The 21186-nt window shown below is 62.6% G+C and carries 18 protein-coding genes; 6 read left to right on the forward strand and 12 right to left on the reverse strand.

The features are described from left to right. The first annotated feature begins 9 nt into the window (after positions 1–9). The gene (locus tag ACTJKL_RS13205) at positions 10–1206 is read left to right on the forward strand and encodes an AGE family epimerase/isomerase (RefSeq protein ID WP_440853056.1); all 1197 of its coding nucleotides are present in this window, start codon (positions 10–12) and stop codon (positions 1204–1206) included. A gap of 90 nt (positions 1207–1296) precedes the next feature. After that, positions 1297–2544 (forward strand): enolase C-terminal domain-like protein, encoded by a 1248-nt coding sequence (locus ACTJKL_RS13210; RefSeq protein ID WP_440853057.1) that lies wholly within the window; start codon positions 1297–1299, stop codon positions 2542–2544. Positions 2545–2797: 253 nt separating this feature from the next. Here ACTJKL_RS13210 and ACTJKL_RS13215 read toward each other — a convergent pair whose 3' ends face one another. From ACTJKL_RS13215 to ACTJKL_RS13260, 10 genes are all read right to left on the reverse strand, one after another. Next, positions 2798–4351 (reverse strand): sugar ABC transporter ATP-binding protein, encoded by a 1554-nt coding sequence (locus ACTJKL_RS13215; protein ID WP_440853058.1) that lies wholly within the window; start codon positions 4349–4351, stop codon positions 2798–2800. Continuing rightward, positions 4338–5312 (reverse strand): sugar ABC transporter substrate-binding protein, encoded by a 975-nt coding sequence (locus ACTJKL_RS13220; RefSeq protein ID WP_275598641.1) that lies wholly within the window; start codon positions 5310–5312, stop codon positions 4338–4340. The genes ACTJKL_RS13215 and ACTJKL_RS13220 overlap by 14 nt, the downstream gene beginning before the upstream one ends. A 22-nt stretch (positions 5313–5334) precedes the next feature. Continuing rightward, positions 5335–6297 (reverse strand): ABC transporter permease, encoded by a 963-nt coding sequence (locus tag ACTJKL_RS13225; protein ID WP_440853059.1) that lies wholly within the window; start codon positions 6295–6297, stop codon positions 5335–5337. Beyond that, positions 6297–7067 carry an enoyl-CoA hydratase/isomerase family protein gene (locus tag ACTJKL_RS13230; protein WP_275598639.1) on the reverse strand — a complete coding sequence of 257 codons (771 nt, stop codon included), beginning with the start codon at positions 7065–7067 and terminating at the stop codon, positions 6297–6299. The genes ACTJKL_RS13225 and ACTJKL_RS13230 overlap by 1 nt, the downstream gene beginning before the upstream one ends. A 4-nt stretch (positions 7068–7071) precedes the next feature. Then, the gene (locus ACTJKL_RS13235) at positions 7072–8220 is read right to left on the reverse strand and encodes a carbohydrate ABC transporter substrate-binding protein (RefSeq protein ID WP_440853060.1); all 1149 of its coding nucleotides are present in this window, start codon (positions 8218–8220) and stop codon (positions 7072–7074) included. Between the two features lie 2 nt (positions 8221–8222). After that, positions 8223–9416 (reverse strand): CaiB/BaiF CoA transferase family protein, encoded by a 1194-nt coding sequence (locus ACTJKL_RS13240; protein WP_440853061.1) that lies wholly within the window; start codon positions 9414–9416, stop codon positions 8223–8225. Between the two features lie 28 nt (positions 9417–9444). Continuing rightward, positions 9445–10239, reverse strand: coding sequence for an SDR family NAD(P)-dependent oxidoreductase (locus tag ACTJKL_RS13245; RefSeq protein WP_102762011.1), 795 nt, complete (start codon positions 10237–10239; stop codon positions 9445–9447). Continuing rightward, positions 10236–11417 carry an aldose 1-epimerase family protein gene (locus ACTJKL_RS13250; protein WP_440853062.1) on the reverse strand — a complete coding sequence of 394 codons (1182 nt, stop codon included), beginning with the start codon at positions 11415–11417 and terminating at the stop codon, positions 10236–10238. The genes ACTJKL_RS13245 and ACTJKL_RS13250 overlap by 4 nt, the downstream gene beginning before the upstream one ends. Before the next feature lie 88 nt (positions 11418–11505). Then, a complete protein-coding gene (locus ACTJKL_RS13255) occupies positions 11506–12420 on the reverse strand; it encodes a sugar phosphate isomerase/epimerase family protein (RefSeq protein WP_440853063.1) in 915 nt (304 codons plus the stop codon). Between the two features lie 21 nt (positions 12421–12441). After that, positions 12442–13533: a Gfo/Idh/MocA family protein gene (locus ACTJKL_RS13260; RefSeq protein ID WP_338280049.1), complete on the reverse strand. Its 1092-nt coding sequence runs from the start codon at positions 13531–13533 to the stop codon at positions 12442–12444. Positions 13534–13876: 343 nt separating this feature from the next. On the opposite strand from ACTJKL_RS13260, the gene ACTJKL_RS13265 reads away from it, so the two are divergent. Next, entirely contained in the window at positions 13877–14893 is a 1017-nt protein-coding gene (locus ACTJKL_RS13265; protein ID WP_440853064.1) for a LacI family DNA-binding transcriptional regulator, read from the forward strand. 103 nt (positions 14894–14996) lie between these two features. Then, on the forward strand, positions 14997–15263 hold the full coding sequence (locus tag ACTJKL_RS13270; RefSeq protein WP_014528166.1) for a DUF2277 domain-containing protein: 267 nt from the start codon (positions 14997–14999) through the stop codon (positions 15261–15263). Positions 15264–15311: 48 nt separating this feature from the next. Here ACTJKL_RS13270 and ACTJKL_RS13275 read toward each other — a convergent pair whose 3' ends face one another. Continuing rightward, entirely contained in the window at positions 15312–16301 is a 990-nt protein-coding gene (locus ACTJKL_RS13275; RefSeq protein ID WP_440853065.1) for a zinc-dependent alcohol dehydrogenase family protein, read from the reverse strand. 101 nt (positions 16302–16402) lie between these two features. Here ACTJKL_RS13275 and ACTJKL_RS13280 point away from each other — a divergent pair, with 101 nt between their 5' ends. Beyond that, on the forward strand, positions 16403–17308 hold the full coding sequence (locus ACTJKL_RS13280) for a LysR family transcriptional regulator (RefSeq protein WP_440853066.1): 906 nt from the start codon (positions 16403–16405) through the stop codon (positions 17306–17308). A gap of 264 nt (positions 17309–17572) precedes the next feature. Here the strand turns inward: ACTJKL_RS13280 and abc-f are convergent, their stop codons facing one another. Beyond that, a complete protein-coding gene (gene abc-f / locus ACTJKL_RS13285) occupies positions 17573–19195 on the reverse strand; it encodes a ribosomal protection-like ABC-F family protein (RefSeq protein WP_440853067.1) in 1623 nt (540 codons plus the stop codon). A gap of 322 nt (positions 19196–19517) precedes the next feature. On the opposite strand from abc-f, the gene ACTJKL_RS13290 reads away from it, so the two are divergent. Beyond that, positions 19518–21173 carry a M10 family metallopeptidase C-terminal domain-containing protein gene (locus ACTJKL_RS13290; protein ID WP_275598628.1) on the forward strand — a complete coding sequence of 552 codons (1656 nt, stop codon included), beginning with the start codon at positions 19518–19520 and terminating at the stop codon, positions 21171–21173. The last annotated feature ends 13 nt before the right edge of the window (positions 21174–21186 follow it).

Here is a 21186-nt window from a genome sequence, read left to right on the forward strand (position 1 = left end):
AGGTCCGTCATGAAACCGCTTCCCGATTTCCGCTCGAAAGACTTCCTGCGCGCCCATATGCGCGAGATCATGGATTTCTACCATCCGATCTGCCTCAACGAGGAAGACGGAGGCTATTACAACGATTACCGCGACGACGGTTTCATCACCGACCGGAAGACCCAGCATCTCGTCTCCACCACGCGCTTCATCTTCAACTATGCCACCGCCGCGGTGCTCTTCGAGCGCCCGGACTTCGCGGAAGCGGCCGCCCATGGCGTAAGGTATCTCGACGAGGTTCATCGCGATCCGAAGCATGGCGGCTATTTCTGGCTGATGCGCGGCCGCGATGCGGTGGATGCGACGAAGCATTGCTACGGCCACGCCTTCGTCTTGCTCGCTTATGCGACAGCCATGAAGGCCGGAATTCCCGGTATGGATGCCCGGGTTTCGCAGACCTGGGAACTTCTCGAAAGCCGCTTCTGGGAGCCGGACCGCGAACTCTACAAGGACGAAATCAGCCGCGACTGGGGGGCGACTTCGCCCTATCGGGGACAGAACGCCAACATGCACATGACCGAGGCGATGCTGGCCGCCTATGAGGCGACCGGCGAGGTGCGTTACCTGGACCGCGCCGAAACCCTCGCCCGGCGCATCTGCGTCGAGCTTGCCGCCAACGCTCAGGACGTGGTCTGGGAGCACTATCGCGAGGACTGGTCGATCCACTGGGATTACAACAAGGACGATCCGAAGCACCTCTTCCGGCCCTACGGCTACCAGCCTGGCCACATGACGGAATGGACCAAGCTGCTCCTGATCCTCGAGCGCTATCGCCCGCAGGACTGGATCCTGCCGAAAGCCCTCCTTCTCTACGAGACGGCCTTGGCAAAGAGCGCCGATCTCGAATTCGGCGGCATGCATTACAGCTACGGCCCCGACGGCAAGCTCCATGACCTCGACAAATATCATTGGGTCCATTGCGAAACGATTGCGGCCGCGGCCGCGCTCGCCGCACGCACCGGACGGGAGCGCTACTGGCAGGATTACGACAGGCTCTGGCGCTACAGCTGGCGGCACCTGATCGATCACGAATATGGCTGCTGGTTCCGCATTCTCTCGCCCGACGGCGTGAAGCAGAGCGACATCAAGAGCCCTCCAGGCAAGACCGACTACCATCCATTCGGTGCCTGCTACGAAATCCTGCGCGTGCTGGGGGAGGCGCAATAGCAGGGCGACCGTTTCCGGCCAGCGCCGACGGACACGGCCGGCGCCCCGCACCTTAACCTCCGCACCCGACAGCCTGCATTGGAGCCTCCCATGAAGCGACCCAGGATCACCGATATCCGCGCGACCACCGTCACCGTTCCGCTGGAGGCGCCGCTGCGTCATTCCAATGGCGCACATTGGGGGCGGTTCGTCCGTACGATCGTCGAGGTGGAAACCGATGTTGGCATCGTCGGTCTCGGCGAAATGGGCGGAGGCGGAGAGAGCGCCGAGGCGGCGTTCCGGGCGTTGAAGCCCTATCTGGTCGGCCACGATCCCTTCGAGCTGGAAAATCTCCGCTTCATGATCTGCAACCCGACCGCCAGCCTCTACAACAACCGCACCCAGATGCATGCCGCCATCGAGTTCGCCTGTCTCGACATCATGGGCAAATTTCTCGGCGTGCCGGTCTGCGATCTCCTCGGCGGGAAGATGCGCGATGCGGTTCCTTTTGCCAGCTACATGTTTTTCCGCCTTCCCAACAAGGACACTGGCGAGGGCGAGACGCGCACGGCCGATCAGCTCATCGAGCAGACGCTGGCGCTGAAAAAGAAGTGCGGATTCACCTCGCACAAGCTGAAGAGCGGCGTCTTCGCGCCGGATTACGAGCTGGAGGTCTTTCGCGCATGGGCGAAGGCCCTCGGTCCCGACAGCGTCCGCTACGACCCGAACGCGGCGTTCAGCGTCGAGGAGGCGATCCGCTTCGCTAAGGGCATCGAGGATCTCAACAACGATTACTACGAGGACCCCACCTGGGGGTTGAACGGCATGCGGCGCGTCCGCGAGAACACGACCATGCCGCTCGCCACCAATACCGTCGTGGTGAATTTCGAGCAGCTCGCCGCCAATATCCTCAATCCCGCCGTGGACGTGATCCTGCTCGACACCACCTTCTGGGGCGGCATCCGCCCCTGCGTGAAGGCGGCGGGCGTCTGCGAGGCCTTCCAGCTTGGCATCGCGGTGCATTCATCGGGCGAACTCGGCATTCAGCTCGCCACGATGCTGCATCTCGGCGCGGTTCTCCCGAACCTCGTCTTCCACGCAGATGCGCATTATCACCAGCTGACCGACGATATCATCGTCGGCGGCCCGATGCGCTACGAGAACGGTGCCATCAAGGTACCGACGGCGCCCGGTCTCGGGGTCGAGCTCGATCGCGACAAGCTCGGGCAGTACGCCGACCTTCATAAGACGCTCGGCGGCTATCCCTACGACCGCGATCCCTCCCGCCCCGGCTGGTTTTCCGTCGTCCCGAACACCCGATGGGCGGATCCCAACGACGATCGCGCCGTCGATTACTGAGGCTGCACCCGGGACCTATTCGCAACCTCACCGAAATGGAACCCATCCTGCCGAGACCTGATCGTCGTCATTCTAGTAACCGGGGCAAACGGAAGAGAATTGCGATGTGTCTCACCTGACGGCCGACCGCTTGGAGCTGGAAACTGTTCCAACTCTGAAAGGTGGCATATCTGCGAGAGCAGCCGGATATTGGCCGAAGGCTCAGGCTTTAAAAACTCGGACCTGGGGCAGCGCAAAAGCCGATACCCACTGTTCAGTGCTCCATGAATGCCATGGTCAAAATTCGGTCTTCCGTCATGTCGGCTCGGTCGACGACGCCGGCGAGCCGTCCCTTGGAGAGAACGGCGACGCGATCACACAGCGCCAGGATCTCCGGCACCTCCGACGAAGCGATGAGGACGGTCAGCCCCTTTTCCGCTTCCCGGGCGACGATGTCGTAGAGCTCGGACTTCGCGCCGACATCCACTCCGTGCGTGGGCTCGTCCAGGAGCAACAATCGCGGTTCGGCCATGAGGGCGCGGGCGAAGATCGCCTTCTGCTGATTGCCGCCCGAAAGCGTCGAGATCGGTTGCGTGTCGCGAACCATGCGAATGCCGAGCGTTTTGCGATAGAACGCCATACGCCCGGCCTCTCCTGCCCGATCGGAGAACAGGCCCTTCGAATAACGGCGCAGGCTGCTGATCGCGGCATTGTCGCGCACCGAATGCTGCGGCAGGATGCCTGCCGTCTTGCGGCCTTCCGGCACGAGCGCAATCCCCGCCTTCACCGCCTCGCTCGGGTCGGCGAAGGCCACCTTTTCTCCGAACAGCGAGATGTCGCCGGCCTTTGGCCGGTGCACCCCGTGTATAAGCTCCAGCAGCTCGGTGCGGCCGGCACCGACGAGACCGAACAGGCCGAAGATTTCGCCTTTGCGAATGTCGAGGCTGATGTCGTCCAGCAGACGATCGTCCGACAATCCCGCGACCGACAGCGCAGGCGTCCCGCTTGCAAGGGAACGCTGCCTGTACTGGTAGATGGCGGGCTTCCCCGTCATGTCCTTGATCAGCTGCTCGCGGCTCGTTTCGCCGGGGCGTCGCTCGCTGACGATCGCCCCGTTCCGCAGCACGACGACACGGTCGCAAAGGGCCATCGCCTCCTCGAGGCGATGCGTGATGAAGATGATGGCCGCTCCTGCCTCCCGCGCCTCGCGGACATAGGAGAAGAACCCGGCGACCTCGTGCGGCGTCAGGGATGACGTCGGCTCGTCGAGGATCAGCAGCCGTGGCTTTCTTGCCGCCGCCTTGGCGATCTCGACCAGCTGCTGTTCACCCGCCCGCAGGGTCCCTGCTTCCCGGTCCGGCTGGATGTGACCGGCACCGACCCTTTGAAGCAGGGCACGGGACGCGTGCTGCATCAAGTCGATATCGACGAGGCCCATACCGGTCCGCGGCATCCGACCGAGATGCAGGTTCTCGGCGACGCTCAGCGCGCCGACGACCGACAGTTCCTGATGAACGAAGCTGACGCCCGCTTCGATGCCTTCCGACACCGAACCGAAACGGACCGACAGGCCGTCCATTTCGATCGTGCCGCCGTCGGCCTGAAGGCCGCCGGAGAGAATATGCATCAGCGTCGATTTGCCGGCGCCGTTTTCACCGAGCAGGCCCACGATCTCACCCGCCCTCAGGTCGAGGCCGACCGAGTGAAGTACGGAATTGCCCGAGAAACTCTTGGCAATCCGGCGCGCGCGAAGGAGCGGCACGGAGACGGCGCGCGCGGCTTCTGCGCCGGGCGTAGCCGCCGCGCGCGGGCTGTTACTTGGCGTCATCGGGCGTCAGCAGCTTTCCGGTCACCGGGATGACCTTTGCGGGCGGCTCCTGGCCGGCGACGATATAGTTGTAGAGCATAACGCTCGAATCGAGCGCCTGCTGGTACGGCGCCTGGTCGAGCAGGCCGACCATCTCACCGGTTTTCAGGTACTGGATATTGTCGGGCGTATGGTCGAAGCCGACGACGCCGACCTTGCCGGTCAGGTTGAGATCCTTGACGGCCTTCGCCGCACCGAACGGCCCGCCGGCGGTCACGTAGACCATCGAGAGATCCGGATTGGCGGTCATCATGTCCTGAACGAGCGAATAGGCCGACTCCGCCTTGTCCTTGTTCTCGAAAGGACCGACGATCTGAATGTCCGGGGAGTTCGCCTTCAGATATTCCAGCGCGCCGTTCATGCGCTGCGTGTGCTGGGTGGCGCCGAAATAGCCGGTGATGACGCCGAGCTTGCCCTTTCCGTTCATCTTCTTGGCGATGAATTCGCCGATCTGCTTGCCGGCCGAGGTCGCATCCTGGCCGATGAAGGCAAGGCGCTGCGATTCCGTCGCACCTTCCGCAATGATGTTGAAGACCGGCACGCCCTCTTCCGTGGCTTCGTTGATAATGCGCGCCGTGCCGTCGAAGATCGGCACCACGACGATGCCGTCATATTTCTTGGCGAGTGCGCCCTCGATGCCGGCGACGACCGCCTCGGCGGAGAGCTCGTCCCCGAGATCGACGAAATCGACCTTGGCGTCGTATTTCGACAGATAGTCGTTCGCCGCCCTCGCCCCTTCCGTGACCGGGGTCCAGAACGGATTGTTCTGAAACGACAGGAACGCGATCCTCACCGGCCCCTTGGTGTTTTCCACCGCGGCGACGGTGCCGCCCTGCGGTGCTTCGCCCGCCAGCGAAGGCAATGTGACCGCCGCAACGGCCGCAGCGGCAAAGGCCATGGTTTTAAGTCTCTTGAGCAACATGCTTGTCTCCTCCGATAAATGATCAGTCGTCGTCGCCGCCGCGCTGCAGCCCGTCCAGCCCGACGGCGAAGATGATGACGAGCCCCTTGGTGACGACCTGCCAGTAGGCAGAGATGCCGAGGAGCACAAAAGCGTTGTTGAGCAGCGCCATGAGCAAGGCGCCGATGACCACGCCGAGGATCGAACCGCGGCCGCCGCTCAATGCGGTGCCGCCGAGGATCACGGCGGCGATGACGTCCAGCTCGTATCCCATGCCGAGATTCGGGTCGGCGCTCGCCAGGTTGCCCGCGAGGATGAGCCCGCCGAGCCCTGCCAGCAGGCCGCACAGCGCGAAGACGAACAGCCGGGTCGAGCGCAGGTTCACGCCGGCAAGACGGGACGCCTTGGGATTGTCGCCGATCGCATAGATTTCCCGGCCTGTGACGGTCCGGCTGGCGAATACATGGACGATCATGGCGAGCACGATCATCAGCAGGAAGGACACGGGTATGTCGAAGATGCGCCCCGCACCGACGAACTCGGCAAAGCCGCCAAACGATACAGGGATGCCGCCGGTCATGAGGAGCGCGATCCCGCGCGCGATCGAGAGCGTGCCGAGCGTGGCGATGAAAGGATTGATTTTCAGCCGCGTGTAAAGAAGTCCGTTGGCAAGACCGCAGGCGAGTCCGGTCAGAAGGCCGCCGAGGAGGCCGACGGTCTCGCTGCCGGTGTCGCGCATCAGCACGGCTGCGACGACAGCGGAAAGACCGATGACTGAACCCACGGAAAGATCGATCCCGCGGGCGATGATGACCAGGGCCTGCCCCAAGGCGACGATCGCCACGACCGAGGCCTGGCGGCCGACGTTCAGCAGGTTGCGCGGTTCCAGGAAATAATCGCTGGCGAATGTCAGATAGAGCGCCACGACGGCGAGCATGGCAAGCACCGATGCTTCGCGATGCCGGCCCAGTCCTCGTGCGAAGGTCAATGCTGACTGCATGGTCATCACCGCCTTTCGAAATTGGGGGCGCGCTTCTCCTTGAAGGCCGCCCGGCCCTCGGCCGCGTCCGCAGTCGCAAAGCAGATCGTCTGCAGATCGCGTTCGTATTCGATAGCCTTGTCGAGCGGCATCGAAACCGCCGCCTTGAGGTTGGCCTTCGCCGTTTCCGCCGCGATCGGTGCCCGCGAGGCGATGATTTCGGCGATCGCGCGGGCACGTTCCAACAGGTCGGTCTGAGGAACGACCTCGCTGACCAGCCCCCAGGCAAGCGCCTTGTCCGCCGATATCGGGTCGCCCGTCATCAGCATGAGCGCGGCATTCGAGGCGCCGATGGAATGCATCAGATGTGCCGCCATGCCGCCGCCGCCGATCCATCCGAGCTTGATCTCCGGCGCCGCGAACTGCGCGTTTTCCGAGGCGATCCGGATGTCGCAGGACATGGCCGTTTCCAGGCCGCCACCGAAGGCATAGCCGTTCACCGCGCAGATCGTCGGCTTGAGAAGCGCGCGGAACGCATCGCAATAGTCCGGCCGATTGCGGAACTGCCAGGGCGTCCGGTAGGTGTCGAGCTCGCGGATATCGGAGCCGGCGCAGAAGGCTCGATCACCGGCGCCGGTAAGGATGACGCAGCGAATGCGGTCGCTGTCGTTGCTTTCCTTCACGGCCTCGACGATCGCATCGGCCATTTCCGGCGTCACGGCATTGAGCTTTTGGGGCCGGTTGAGGGTTATCGTGGCGATTGCACCGTCCACGGCATAGAGAACGTCGTCGGTCATTTACCTACCTTTCGCCACCGGCTTTGCGATGGCTTGCATAGAGGGCCTGCAAGCTTTCGAGCACGCCGTCGGCCGGCGCCTTGTCCTCGAAGGCCTGCCGCAGAAGCGCCGAGGCCTTGCCCTGGAAGGCGATGTAGCCGTCGTGGCGCGGGCGCACATAGGCCTGCTCCAACGTGTCGGCCGTGTTTTCGTAGAATCCGCCCCAGCGGGCGTTGACGCGTGAATCATGCCAGGCCTCGCGCCGAGACGGCTGGCCGTCATGGGCAGGGATGAAATCGACCTGGGCCTCGCGGCTCATCAGCCACAGCAGGTGTCGCTTGAGAGCCGGCGTGATTTCGCAGCGCCGCGAGACGCCGATTCCCGTACCGCCGAGCGTCGAACCCGCCCGCCCGCCGGGGACGCGGCGCGGCGCGTCGTGGAAGACGACCTGATGCCCTGTCTGCGGCGCGGCGTAGTTCACGTAACCGTAGACCAGCGGGCAGAGCACGACGTCGTCGTTCGATGCCATGTGATCGAGGATCCCGATCGGGTTCCGGTCGCGCACAGACCGCGGACTGCGGTTTGCGAGATCGCGCATCAGTTCGTAAACCGGGCGCCCGACGTGCCGGGAGACGAGGACCTCCGGATCCGTCTCCGCCGGAGGGTCGCCGAAGGCCGCGGCTATCGACAGGAACGAGAGCGCCGCGTGCGGACCGGCGAGCGACAGCGCCACCTTGCCGGTGGTCCGGGAGAGCGCCACGACCTCGTCCCAAAGCTCGGGCACCGGTGCCTCGAGTAGATCGGCCCGCACCGCCATCACCTGCGTGGCCGCATCGAGCGGCAGCGCCCAATGAGCGCCGCCGAATCGGTAGCTCCGCAAGGAGGGACCGATGCTCTCCGCCTCGAGCGCCTGGACGGTCGCATCGCCGAACACGTCCTCGAGAGACCGCAGGCAATTTCCGGCCAGAGCTTCCCCGACATGCGGATGATCGAGAACCACGAGATCGTAGCGCGCGCAAAGATCGGCGATCGGATGGGATTCGAAGCCTTCGAGCGGCTGCTTCTCCCAATCTATGGCGAGCCCCCATTCTGCGAGTTCAGGGCGCGCGGCGGCAGCCGCAAGCGCGTTGCAGCCGCGTGGATGATCCCATGTCAGAGCCTTCAGCCGTTGCATCGTCAGACGTCCTCGGCGGCAATGGCACCGGCGGCTTCGAGTGCGGCGATGCGAGCCTCGTCATAGCCCGCGTCCTTCAATATCTCGCGTGTATGCTGACCGACGACCGGCGCCCCGCGGTCGACGGTCGAGGGGGTCTTGGAGAACCTGATCGGAAACCCGGGCGTCTTGACGCGGCCTTCGGTCGGATGGTCATATTCGACGAAGGTACCGTTGTGCCTGATCTGCGCGTCCTCGACGAGGTCCGCATAGCCATAGACCGGGCCGCACCAGATGTCTGCCGCACGAAGCCGTGCGAGCCACTCCTCGGAGCTTTTCGTCTTCAGCTTCTCGCGTGTCTTGGCGAAGATCTCGTCCCGCCTGGTCCAGGTGTCGACTTCGTCGTCCATGGTCAGGAAGCTTTCCTCGCCGATCACCTCACCCAAGGTCTTGAGCTTGGGAAACGCGACGATGATGAAACCATCGCTGGTGGCGAATGCGCCGTAGGGTGCGCGGATGTAGACATGGGCGTGCGGCTCGGCCGAGCGCTTCTGCGGTTTCTGGCCGATCGTGAAGACGGAGAGCTCCTGCATCTGGATCGTGGTGATCGCATCCAGCATATTGACCTGCACGAGCTGTCCCTCGCCGGTCCGCTCCCGGTGAAAGAGAGCTGCCAGGGCGCCTTCGAATGCGTTGTAGGCGGTGATGGCGTCGACCAGATATTGCCCCGCCGCCGTTGGCGCCTCGCCTTCGCGTCCCGCCGAAAGCATTGCGCCGGACATGCCCTGGAGAACGAGATCCTGTCCGGGCCGATCGATATAGGGTCCATCTTCGCCATATCCCGACATCGACACATAGACGAGGCGCGGATTGATGCGGGAGAGCGTGTCGTAATCGACGCCGAGACGTTTCGCGACGCCCGGACGGTAGTTCTGCAGGAAGATGTCGGCCGTCTTCACAAGGTCGAGAAGAACCTCCTTGCCCTCCGGCGACTTCAGGTCGACGGCGAGCGAGCGCTTGTTGCGATTGAGCGACAGGAAGGAGACGTTGACCCTGTTGCCTCCGGCTCCCCCCGCGGCGACATGGCGCTGCCACTCGCCCGTCACGGGCTCGACCTTGATCACGTCGGCGCCGAGGTCGCCGAGACGCTGTGCCGCAAACGGACCCGCCATGGCGATCGAGCAATCGAGGACGCGAAATCCGCTGAGAATTCCCATTCGTTCAGTTCCTTATGTATTCAAGCGGTCAATGCATCACCCAGCCGCCGTCGACGTTCAGGGTCTGGCCGGTGATGAAGCCCGCAGAGTCTGAGATCAGGAAGGTGAGAGCGGCAGCGATGTCGGCCGGGCGGCCACGGCGTTTGACCGCCTGGTGGTCGAGCACGAAACGCGTATAGCCTTCCGGATCCGGATGGATCTTTTCGGCATCCGTCGGGAAAGCGCCGGGCGAGATGGCATTGACGGTGATGCCGTAGCCACCGAATTCGCGCGCCCAGGCGCGCGTCAGCCCGACGAGGGCGCCCTTGGACTGCACATAAGGGGCAAGATTCGCCCACCCGCCGGACAGGGTGACGCTGGCGATATTGACGATCCGGCCCCAACCCCGCTCGCGCATGTGCGGCAAGGCCGCCTGGACGCAGACGATGCCGGCATCGACATTGATCCGCTGCACGCGCTGGAAATCCTCGATCGAATACTCTTCGAACGGCCTCGACGGATAGATCGCGGCATTGTTGATCACCACATCGAAGCCGCCCGCCTTGGCAGCAGCCTGGTCGAGCGCGGCGCGCAGGCCGCTCAGGTCGGCGAGGTCGATCGCCCGCACCGTGAGACCGCCCAGCCCTTCCCTTTCCGAAGCATCCACGAGCGCGCGCGTCTTTGCCTCGTCGTTGTCGATGGCCACGACGCGTGCGCCGGCACGGAGAAAACTCAGTGTCGTCTCCGCTCCCAGGCCGCCGGCCGCACCCGTATAAAGGATGACCTTGCCGGCGATCGACATTCCGGGGACGACCTCCCCGGCGGTCAAAGGTCCGGCAATCATCGCCGTCCTCCGATGGGCAAGTGATTGCCGGTCGGCCGGGGAAACGCGTCGACGGGTTGTTCGGCGAGGCTGCGGATCCGCCTCTCGCTGGCTGCTATCGCATCCGCATCGGGAAGGATACGGAAGGTGGTGTCATATCTCCGTTCGTCACCATGCTCGAGCCATATCAGTTCGCCGCGCTCGCGCGCAGCACCGTGGCCGAGGACGTGATTGGTCGACGGCTCTAAGCCCAGCGCATACTGCCCGGCTTGCAGGTTCTGCCATTCGTACATGCAGGGAAACTGGTCCTTGCGGGTGACGACTTCGAAGCCGATGCCGAGCGCATCGTTGACGAGCGCAACCGGAACCCGGCCTTCGCCGTCCGCGGCCATTTCGTGCTGCCAGACCTGCTCGTGGAAATTTAGCTGCGGAGCCGGCAACGTATGGTAGCCGACACCCTGCTTTTCGTAGTCGGCGCCGGCATGAGCGGCCCAGACGACCTCCTTGATGGGCGCCAGGTAGCGGGAATTTTCCGCCAGGACCGGATGACCGACATTGATGTGGTAGCAATACATGTGCGGAGTGCGGTAGAAGCCGCGATTGACCACCCGGTCGGTGATCCTGATCTCGTTGGTGCCCGCCTTGATTTCGATGCGGCGCACGAGGTCGAGATGCTCTCCGAACACCGTACCCTGGGTGACGACACCCTCGCACCAGAGGACGCAGTCGTCGCCCCTCCATTCCTCGCCATAGCCCGTGAGCCTTGCAGGAATCGTTCCGATCCGGCCGTGCAGCGAATGGCTGATGGTCCTGCGAGGACCGTAGACATAGGTGTCGCCCGGCTCGTCCGCCATGAACAGGATATGGTCGAGACCGCAGGTCACCATGAGTCCCGAGAAGGAGCGCAGCCAGGAAAGACCACCCTCGCCTTCATATTCATGCAGGCCGGGATGCTTGAAGCCGGCCGGGGAGTTCCATCCGATCGCCATGCCGCGAAATTCGCAGTCGGCGATATCGAGGGCGCGGTCGACGAGCACGGTGAAGCGCAATCCCGTTCCGCTGCGGAATTCCAGCATGCGGATGCCGCGCTCGACGCCGTCTTCGAGCGTCATCAGGCGCACGCCGGCAAATTGCGAAAAAGACCCGGCCCTGGCGGCGATGTCGCGGCGCGACATCGCCTTCCCGTAGAGTTCGACCATGTGGATGTTCCTGTCGTATGCCCGGCTCGGGCAGTCCTTTCATGCCTTTGGTAGACGCGGCCGAGCCGGTGCCCGGCCGGTCCGGTGATTAGAGGCCGAGCGCCCGAAGCTTCCCGTCAAGGAACCTCTTGGCGCGCGGCACATCGCTTTCGTCGAGATGCTCGATAATGACGGGTATGTTCGGATGCTTCTTCGAAAGCCGCTGGAGATAGAGATCGTAGTTCAGCGAGCCGAGGCCCGGTGCCGGAAGCTCGATCTCGCCCACGCCGCGGAAGGTATGGCTTTCGAGCGCATCCTCATCACCGATATCGGCATGCTTCTCCGTCTTGTCGTCGCCCGAGCGCTTGACGTCCTTGGCATGGGCGATCTTGATCCGGTCCTGCAGGGTGTCGAAGACCTGGTTCAGGATCTCGTCCATGCGGGCGATGTTGTGCGCTTCGAAGTAGTTCGTCGGATCCATCAGCAGACCGAGACCGGGGTGATCCACCTGGGCGAACATCTTCACGGTCTCCTCGACCGAGCCGACGACGTTGTTCACGTAGGTTTCGAGGAGGAAGACGGCACCATGATCATAGGCGTGCTGGGCAAGATCGGCGATGACCTTGCGGCACTCCTCGAAGCCTTCTTCGGTCTTGTTCCTCGGGTGATGCACCCAGTCCGACTCCGTGTTGTAGGTGCCGGTTTCCGAGATGACATAGGGCGTGCCGAGATACTGGGCGTGGCGGATGATCTCCTTGAGGTAACCGACGCGACGCTCGCGCTCTGCCCTGTCCGGATGGATGATGTTGGTGTAGCCGGAGATGCAGGAGATCGGCAGATGGTGATCGCGGAAGGTCTCGCGGATCCGGACGCACTTCTCCCGCGTGATCTGGCCTGCCGACAGGTCGACATCCTTGAAATGCATGTCGAGCTGAACGGTGTTGAAGTCGAGCGCTCTTATTTTTCTCGCCGTCTCTTCCAGGCTGTAGGGGAAATAGCCCGTAAAAATGCCGGTTTGCATCATGATTGAATTCCTCCCTTGCAATCAGTCGACCGAGATCTCGGAAAGCTTGACCGTGCGTGCCTCGGCGATGGAGCGGTAGCCCGCCTCCACCAAAGCGACGGTTTTGACGTTGTCGGCCACGGAGAGTGCCGGGGCTTCGCCGGATTTCAGCGCATATTGCAGCTGTTCCATCACCCCGATGAAGGCATGGGGGAACCACATGGTCTCCCATTCCGGGCTGACCCACTTCCCATCCGTCGTCTTTTTCGACGCGTATGAGAGCGTCGAGGGCGAGCCGTCCGGCCAGCCGATCGTGCCCTGCGCGACGCCTTCCGTGCCCTCGACCCGCCACTTGATGTAGATGTCGCTGTCGAACCCCTCCTCGCGCGGGCCGGACCAGACGTCTTCCATGGAGACGGCGAGAACGCCGTTGGGGAAGGTGAGCGTCGAGACCGTGATCCCGTCGGTATGGGCAAATTCGGTGCGTGGATCCGGCCGGGTGACCGTCGTGATCGCGTCCGGTTCGCCGAACAGGAAACGCAGCACGTCGAGGTGATGCACGCTCATATTGGCGAGGGTCAGCCGGTCGTATTCCTCAAGGAAACCTTGCCAGTGCGGAATCGCCCGCATCTCGATGGTCGCTATGACGACCGTGCCGAGCTCGCCTCTGTCGAGGATCTGCTTCAGAACCCGCATAGACTGGTCATAGCGCATATTCTGGTTGACCGAGAGTATCTTGCCGGCGCTTGCCGCCTCGTCCCGCAAGGCCTTCGCTTCGTCCAGCGTGAGCGCCAATGGCTTCTGCGCGAGGATTGCCTTGATATGCGGCTGCGCAAGTGCTTCGCGGATCAGCGCCGGCTGCTGGTCCGGCGGAAAGGCAATGTCGAGGATCTCGACGTTCGCATCGGCGATCAAAGCGGAAGGCGTCGCATGAACGGCGGGAATTTCCCAACGGGCGGCGACGGCCTCTGCCCGTTGCTGCGTGCGTGAGGCGATCGCAGCGACGGGAAAGCCCGCCTGCCGATAAGCGGCCAGATGACATTCGGCCATGATCATGCCGGCTCCGATGCAGCCGATCTTGTATTCTTTCACCCGCACCGGCGGGTCAGGCACGAAGCCATTGGCAGCGCTCACGAAACTCCTCCCATTCACCTCGCCGGCGGCGCCGCACTCCCGTAGCGGCAAAATTGCGGCCGGCGACTTGTCCGGTTCCATTCTTCCCCGGCACCAATTCGAGCGGGATACTCATTCCGATACGCATCAAAGTCAACATCATTATCAATCTTTTTACATCATTTTTCGAGGCTTTATGACCTATCCCCCCGACCGTCCAGCTTGCCGGCCCGCGGAATGGCCGATATTTCAGTGGAAAACCGGGCATTTCTCCTGCCCCATTGTCGCGACGACCCGACTCCCTCTTGTTTCTCTGCCAGGAAGGATTACATCAAAATACATCATTTCAGGCGAAGAGGCGGCTTTGCGATCCACACTGACTGATATCGCCCGGGAGGCTGGCGTTTCGAGCGCGACCGTCGATCGCGTCCTTAACAATCGCAGCGGCGTCAAGCACAGGACGCGCGAAATCGTCATGGATGCCGCCCGACGTCTGGGCTACCTCGGCCCCGCCGCGCACAACGCCTCCGCGGAAGGGCGCGTGCGCCTCGACTTCGTGCTGCCGGCAGGCACCAATACCTTCATCGCCAATCTTCTCCGGCAATTGCAAAGCCAGGGCACGGCCAGACCTGATCTCGACGTGCGCGTCCACTCCATCGAAGGGTTCAATCCCGATACGCTCGCCGGCACCCTTCAGGAATTGAGGGGCGAGACCATGGGCGTGGGCGTAATCGCCTTGGACCATCCGACGGTCAGAGAGGCAATGCGTTCACTCGCCTCGTCGGGAGTCCCTATCGTAACGCTCGTATCCGACATCCTGCACGTCCCGCGCACCGGCTATATCGGCATCGACAATCGCGCGGCCGGAAGGCTCGCAGGCTACCTGCTCGGACGTTTTCTCGGCCGAGAGACGAAGGGTAAGATCGCGCTGTTCGCCGGCTCTCTCTCCTACCGAGGCCACGAAGAACGGGAAATGGGCTTTCGTCACATCATCGCTGACGAGTTCCCCGCCCTCGAAATCGTCGAGTTGCGCGAGATCCGGGATGACCGCGAGCGCGCCTTCGAGGAAGCCGCTGCACTGTTGAAGCGTCACCCGGACCTGGCGGGCATCTACAATATAGGTGCCGGTAACTCCGGTATTGGCCAGGCCTTGGCCGAGGCCGGAAAGGCCGAAAGCATCATATTTGTCGGTCACGAGCTGACCGAGCACAGCAAGAGGCTGTTGCTAAACGGCGTCATGGACGCAGTGATAGACCAGAATCCGCGGGTGGAGGCCCGCGAGGCGCTTTCGATGCTGGACTGCGCCGTGCGGGGCAAGCCAATCGACTATCATCCGCCGCGTCTGCAAGTGATCTTCCGGGAAAATATACCCGAGACCTGACGGCGGCGCGGCCGCTCGACCGGTTGCAAATCGCGCTCACGTGACTACCTTCAACTGGGCAGCCTCCCTTGGTGACAGGGAGAGAGATGACCGGGAGCAAATCATGTGCCGAAACATAAAACCCCTGTTCAATTTCGACCCGCCGGCGACGGATGAAGAAATCCGTGACGCGGCGCTGCAGTTCGTGCGCAAGCTGAGCGGAACGACCAAGCCGTCGAAACGCAATGAGGCCGCCTTCGAGCGCGCGGTCGATTCGATCGCGGCATGCGCCCGCGAACTTCTGGACGCGCTGGAGACGTCGCAGCCTCCGCGCAATCGTGAGGAAGTCGCGGCAAAGGCGCGCGAGAGATCGGCGATGCGGTTCGCTTGAGCCTATGATCGACCGCGCGCTTGCCCGGCACGGAAGTCGCGTTCCCCTTCAGACGGTCACGACGATTTTGCCGAACTGTTCGTTGGACTCCAGAAATCGATGCGCCTCGACGATCTGATCGAAAGGGAACATCCCGGCAATGACGGGTCTCAGGGAACCCGCCTCCAGACCTTCCAGGATGAATTCCTTGGCGAGCTCCAGGCGTTCCAGATCGGCGAGCAGCTCGTGGACCAGGTAACCACGCAGCGTCAGTGATTTGCTCAGCACGTCAAACAGCGGGAACGGGGTCTTCTCCGGGCTTAGCCCGCCATACTCGACAAGTATGCCGCCCGGTGCCATCGCGGCCGCCAACGGTTCGAAGATCGGGCCGCCGACGGGATCGAACACGACACGTATTCCCCGCTGTCCGGAAACGCTTTTCAGCTGCGCTTCCAAGTCCTCCTCGATGGAGGCGACGACATGCGCCGCGCCGGCCTCCAACAGGCGTTGCCGCTTCGCAGAGGTCCGGGTGACGGCTACCGGTATGGCGCCAACCATGTTGGCGATCTGGATTGCGGCAAGCCCGACACTGCTCGATGCGGCGGTAATGGCGACGAAATCTCCCCTGCGAAGCCTTCCGATGTCGACCAGGCCGCCGTAAGCGGTGAGATACTGCATCCACACAGCGGCCGCCTCTTCAAAGCTCAGCGACGGCGGATGCCTGACGAGGAGTGCGGCAGGAAATACCGCAAGTTCCCCATAGGCGGGCCACCGGGTCATCGATTTCGGCGGCAACAGGCTGACCGGATCGCCGGGAGCGAACCCTTGAACGCCCGGGCCGACCGTTTCCACAAAGCCTGCTGCCTCAAGGCCGAGGCCGGACGGAAATACTGCGGTTTCGATGTAGGCGCCCGCGCGGAGCAAGGCCTCGGCCCGGTTGAGGCCCAACGCCTTGACGCGAATGCGAACCTCATGGGGCCCGGGCTCCGGCACATGCACCTCTTCGATCCTCAGCACTTCCGGACCACCCAACTCGTGAAAGCGAACGACGCGCGCCATAGCAAGACTCCAAAACAAATGTATTGAATGAGCTATGACAGCAGTGGTTCAGCCGATAAATGGAGAGAAAGGCAGAACAGTAGAAACGGAGAGTTTTCAATATGGATCGCCTGACCAGCATGGCTGTATTCGTCAAAGCGGTCGATCTCGGCTCGTTCGCCGCCGCAGCGGATGCTCTTGGACTATCCGGGCCGATGGTCGGAAAGCATGTTCGATCGTTGGAGGATCGGCTTGGCGTGCAGCTTATCAGCCGCACCACGCGGCGACAGAGCCTGACGGAGTTCGGTCTTGTCTATTACGAACGCTGCCGGGTGGTGCTCGCCGAGGCGCAAGCAGCGGATGCGCTTGCGGCCGATCAGCTTTCCGAACCCCGCGGCAAACTGCGTGTGACGATGCCGGTCCATTTCGGCCGGCACTGCGTCACTCCCGTGTTGCTGGAACTCGCCCGAAAATACCCGGCGCTGGAACTTGACCTCTCGTTCAACGACCGCATCATCGACCTTGCCGAAGACGGTTATGATCTCTCTATCCGCACGGGCGTCTTGCAGGACAGGGCGGGATTGATTGCGCGTCGTGTGGCACGCCAGCCGATGATCGTGTGCGCCTCGCCCTCTTATCTGGAGTTGCATGGCTATCCGCAGACGCCGGAGGATCTGGCGCAGCACTCGGCAGTCGTATATCGCCGGTCCGGGCCGGTCCCGCCCTGGCTTTTCCCGGGGCCGGGGCAATCTTCATCCGAGGTGACCCCGCTCCACCGGTTCCGTTTCGACGATCTCGATGCGATCGCTGACGCCGCCGCACGAGGGCTGGGGCTTGCATGGCTTCCCTTCTGGCTGGTAGGGAGGCGGATCGAGTCGGGCACGCTCGTCCGCCTTCTGCCGGAGCAGCAGCCGTTTCAGTATGATTGCCATGCAGTATGGCTGCAGACGCCGCACCTCCCGCTCAAAGTTCGCGTTGCCGTCGATGCCTTGGCGGCGCAACTGCCGAGTTTCATGAACCTGAAATGAGAGTTGCTCACCACACGTCGTTGCAGGGCGCCTCCTGACAGGAACTCGTGGGAGAGAGCGTTGAAAACCCCGATATCGCCGCTCTTGGAGCGCACGGAAGGCAGTCTCACGCCGAACAAGGCTCATGCCGGAATGACTGCTATGCGGGCCGGCTCGTTTCCTCCGGATCGAGAGCCCGCAATCGAGCTTGATCGGCCCGCTGTTGCGTCGCGCGGAATACCGTCACCTGTCAACCGGAGACGCAGGCCGCGGAGGCGCGGCCCGTCACCCGCGCAGGCCCGGCGCCTCTTGCCCGGTCCGCTCCACGTATTCGCGGTAACCACCGCCGTATTGATTGATCCCCTCAGGCGTAAGCTCCAAAACGCGATTGGACAGTGCCGACAGGAAACGGCGATCGTGCGAAACGAACAGCATCGTGCCCTGATAGGCCGAGAGCGCCTTGATCAGCATTTCCTTCGTATCGAGGTCGAGATGGTTGGTCGGCTCGTCGAGGACGAGGAAGTTCGGCGGGTCGAACAGCATTGCGGCCATTACAAGCCGCGCCTTCTCACCGCCGGAGAGCACCCGGCATCGCTTCTCGACGTCATCGCCGGAAAAGCCGAAACAGCCGGCCAGCGCTCTAAGCGGCGCCTGTCCGGCCTTGGGGAAGCGGTCCTCCAGCCATTGCAGAATGGTACTCTCGCCGTCGAGCAGATCCATGGAATGCTGGGCGAAATAGCCGACCTTCACGCTGGCGCCGAGTGAGACGCTGCCCTTGTCCGGGTCGGTCGTACCGGTGACCAGCTTGAGCAATGTCGATTTGCCGGCGCCGTTGATGCCCATGATGCACCATCGTTCACGCCGGCGCACCATGAAATCGAGGCCGTCATATATCGTCCGGCTGCCATAGGTCTTGTGGACGCTCTTGAGGTTGACGACGTCTTCGCCGGAGCGCGGAGCCGGCAAGAACTCGAAGGCGACGGTCTGGCGACGACGCGGCGGCTCGACGCGGTCGATCTTTTCAAGCTTCTTCACCCGGCTCTGAACCTGCGAGGCGTGCGAGGCACGGGCCTTGAAACGTTCGATGAACTTGATCTCCTTGGCGAGCATCGCCTGCTGGCGCTCGAACTGAGCTTGCTGTTGTCTCGCGTTCAACGCACGCTGCTCTTCATAGAAGCCATAATCGCCGGCATAAGTCGTCAGCGCGCCTCCGTCGATCTCGATGATCTTGGTGACGATTCGGTTCATGAACTCGCGGTCGTGCGACGTCATCAAGAGAGCGCCGTCATAGCCTTTCAGGAAGTCCTCCAGCCAGATCAGACTTTCGAGATCGAGATGGTTGCTCGGTTCGTCGAGCAGCATGACGTCCGGCCGCATCAGAAGGATGCGGGCGAGCGCCACGCGCATCTTCCAGCCGCCCGACAGTTTGGCGACGTCGCCGTCCATCATCTCCTGGCTGAAACTGAGGCCGGCGAGAACCTCGCGAGCACGTCCCTCGAGCGCATAGCCATCGAGCTCTTCGTATCGCGCCTGCACCTCGCCGTAGCGCTCGACGATCGCATCCATTTCATCCATGCGATCCGGATCCGACATGGCCGTCTCGAGCTCACGCAGCTCCGCCGCCACGGCGCTGACCGGGCCTGCCCCTTCCATCACCTCGGCGACGGCCGACCTGCCGGCCATCTCGCCGACATCCTGATCGAAATAGCCGATGGTCATGCCCTTCTCCACCGAGACCTGCCCCTCGTCGGGCAGTTCCTGACCGGTGATCATCCGGAAGAGGGTTGTTTTTCCCGCTCCGTTCGGCCCGACGAGCCCGATCTTTTCGCCGCGGTTCAACGCTGCCGAAGCTTCGATGTAGAGTATGCGGTGACTGTTGGACTTGCTGATATTTTCGATGCGGATCATGCGGAGAACGGCCTATCTGGTTGCGGGCACCCCTATGCCACGGGTTGGTGTAGCTGTCACGCCGGCCGGACGCATCTTCTTCTCGGCGAGGCTATGCCCCGCACGGCGGCTCCCAACCTGCGAACGCATGGTAGACGCCGCTCCCCTCGCCTCGCTGGCGTGAGCAACCTACAGGTCTAGACCACCTGGTCTGACCCACCCCGACCATCAGGCCGAATTAAGGTGTTAACCCGGACGAGCTATAAGCGCACCTGCGGATCAGATCTCGGCGCATCGCACGCGGGTACTGACCTGACTTCAACTCCGATGGCCTGGGAAAACGATGCCTGCAACCACGACTTATGCAACGACTGGTAACGCCTATGTCAACGGTCTCCTCGGCGACTGGAAATGGGGGATCAAGGACTTCACGTTCAGTTTCCCGACCAGCGCTTCATTCTACGGCTCCGGTTACGGCAATGGCGAGCCGCTGAAGGGCTTTGCCGTCTTGAACGCCGCACAGCAGGCCGCCACGCGAGCAGCCCTCGATCAGTTTTCCTCCGTCGCCAACGTGACATTCACCGAGGTCACGGAGAGTGCGACCAAGCATGCCGATCTCCGCCTCGCCTCGTCCGACGCTCCGAGCACCGCCTGGGCCTATTTCCCCTCGACCGCGGCAGAAGGCGGCGACGCGTGGTTCAACAAGTCGTCCGGCCACTACAGCCGACCGGTCAAGGGAAACTATGCCTATGTGACATTCCTTCACGAGATCGGCCACGCGCTTGGACTGGAACACGCCCATGAGGGCAACGTCATGCCCGTGAATCGCGACTCGATGGAATACACGGTCATGAGTTACCGTTCCTATGTCGGTGCCTCGACCACGACCGGTTACACCAACGAGACCTGGGGATACGCGCAATCGCTGATGATGTACGATATCGCCGCCTTGCAGCATATGTACGGCGCGGATTTCACCACCGAAAGCGGAAACACGACCTATCGCTGGAGCCCGACGTCGGGCGAGATGTTCATCAATGGTATCGGTGAGGGTGCCCCTGGCGGCAACAAGATCCTGCTTACCGTATGGGACGGCGGCGGAACGGACACCTACGATTTCTCCAATTATACGACTGCACTGAAGGTCGATCTGCGCCCGGGCGAATGGACGACCACCTCGGCCGCGCAATTGGCGAAGCTGCATTATAACGGTTCAAAGGTGGCGATCGGCAATATTGCCAACGCTCTACAGTTTCAAGGCGACGCCCGCTCCCTCATCGAGAACGCGAAGGGTGGCACAGGCAGCGACACGATCACCGGCAATGCCGCTGCAAATGCTCTTTGGGGTAACGGCGGCAACGACAGGCTGATCGGCGGCGATGGCAACGACAATCTTTTCGGCGGTGCGGGCGCCGACCGGCTCGACGGCGGCAATGGCACCGATCTGGCGAATTACTCGAATGCCACAGCCGGCGTCGTCGCAGATCTTTCCTCGCCCGGTTCCAACACGGGGGAAGCGGCGGGCGATACATATGTATCGATCGAGCGGCTCTACGGTTCAGCCTTCAACGATACCTTGCGCGGAGACAACCGCGCTAACCTCCTGAACGGCCTTGCAGGCAACGACGTGCTGAATGGGCGTGACGGCAACGACACCCTGATCGGCGGTAACGGCGCCGATCGGCTGATTGGCGGCGGCGGTGCGGACACCTTCGTCTTTCAGACGACCGCACAATCGGCGCCGGCTGCCAGAGACGTGATCGATGATTTCGCGTCCGGCATTGATCGGATGGATTTGCGTTCAATCGACGCGAACAGCAATGCCATCGGAGACCAGGCATTTCTATTTATCGGCAGCAGTGCGTTCCACGGCAAAGCGGGTGAACTTAACTTCAGGAGTGGGATAGTCTCCGGTGACGTCAATGGCGACGGCCTTGCAGATTTTCAAATCAAGGTGATGAATCTTTCGGCTCTTTCCGGAAGCGATTTCCTGCTGTGAGGGGGTTGGAAAA

Origin of the sequence: Sinorhizobium sp. 22678, assembly GCF_052044265.1 — a bacterium.
GTDB lineage: Bacteria > Pseudomonadota > Alphaproteobacteria > Rhizobiales > Rhizobiaceae > Sinorhizobium > Sinorhizobium meliloti_A.

Excerpts from the sequence above, each read along its gene's own strand:
- ACTJKL_RS13275 (WP_440853065.1), bottom strand. The coding sequence starts at position 16,301 with ATGGCGCGCGTCGTTCGCTTTCACGAGTTGGGTGGTCCGGAAGTGCTG.
- ACTJKL_RS13245 (WP_102762011.1), bottom strand. The coding sequence starts at position 10,239 with ATGATTGCCGGACCTTTGACCGCCGGGGAGGTCGTCCCCGGAATGTCG.
- ACTJKL_RS13215 (WP_440853058.1), bottom strand. The coding sequence starts at position 4,351 with ATGACGCCAAGTAACAGCCCGCGCGCGGCGGCTACGCCCGGCGCAGAA.
- ACTJKL_RS13290 (WP_275598628.1), top strand. The coding sequence starts at position 19,518 with ATGCCTGCAACCACGACTTATGCAACGACTGGTAACGCCTATGTCAAC.
- ACTJKL_RS13240 (WP_440853061.1), bottom strand. The coding sequence starts at position 9,416 with ATGGGAATTCTCAGCGGATTTCGCGTCCTCGATTGCTCGATCGCCATG.
- abc-f (WP_440853067.1), bottom strand. The coding sequence starts at position 19,195 with ATGATCCGCATCGAAAATATCAGCAAGTCCAACAGTCACCGCATACTC.
- ACTJKL_RS13280 (WP_440853066.1), top strand. The coding sequence starts at position 16,403 with ATGGATCGCCTGACCAGCATGGCTGTATTCGTCAAAGCGGTCGATCTC.
- ACTJKL_RS13255 (WP_440853063.1), bottom strand. The coding sequence starts at position 12,420 with ATGATGCAAACCGGCATTTTTACGGGCTATTTCCCCTACAGCCTGGAA.
- ACTJKL_RS13220 (WP_275598641.1), bottom strand. The coding sequence starts at position 5,312 with ATGTTGCTCAAGAGACTTAAAACCATGGCCTTTGCCGCTGCGGCCGTT.
- ACTJKL_RS13235 (WP_440853060.1), bottom strand. The coding sequence starts at position 8,220 with ATGCAACGGCTGAAGGCTCTGACATGGGATCATCCACGCGGCTGCAAC.
- ACTJKL_RS13225 (WP_440853059.1), bottom strand. The coding sequence starts at position 6,297 with ATGACCATGCAGTCAGCATTGACCTTCGCACGAGGACTGGGCCGGCAT.
- ACTJKL_RS13205 (WP_440853056.1), top strand. The coding sequence starts at position 10 with ATGAAACCGCTTCCCGATTTCCGCTCGAAAGACTTCCTGCGCGCCCAT.
- ACTJKL_RS13230 (WP_275598639.1), bottom strand. The coding sequence starts at position 7,067 with ATGACCGACGACGTTCTCTATGCCGTGGACGGTGCAATCGCCACGATA.
- ACTJKL_RS13210 (WP_440853057.1), top strand. The coding sequence starts at position 1,297 with ATGAAGCGACCCAGGATCACCGATATCCGCGCGACCACCGTCACCGTT.
- ACTJKL_RS13270 (WP_014528166.1), top strand. The coding sequence starts at position 14,997 with ATGTGCCGAAACATAAAACCCCTGTTCAATTTCGACCCGCCGGCGACG.
- ACTJKL_RS13250 (WP_440853062.1), bottom strand. The coding sequence starts at position 11,417 with ATGGTCGAACTCTACGGGAAGGCGATGTCGCGCCGCGACATCGCCGCC.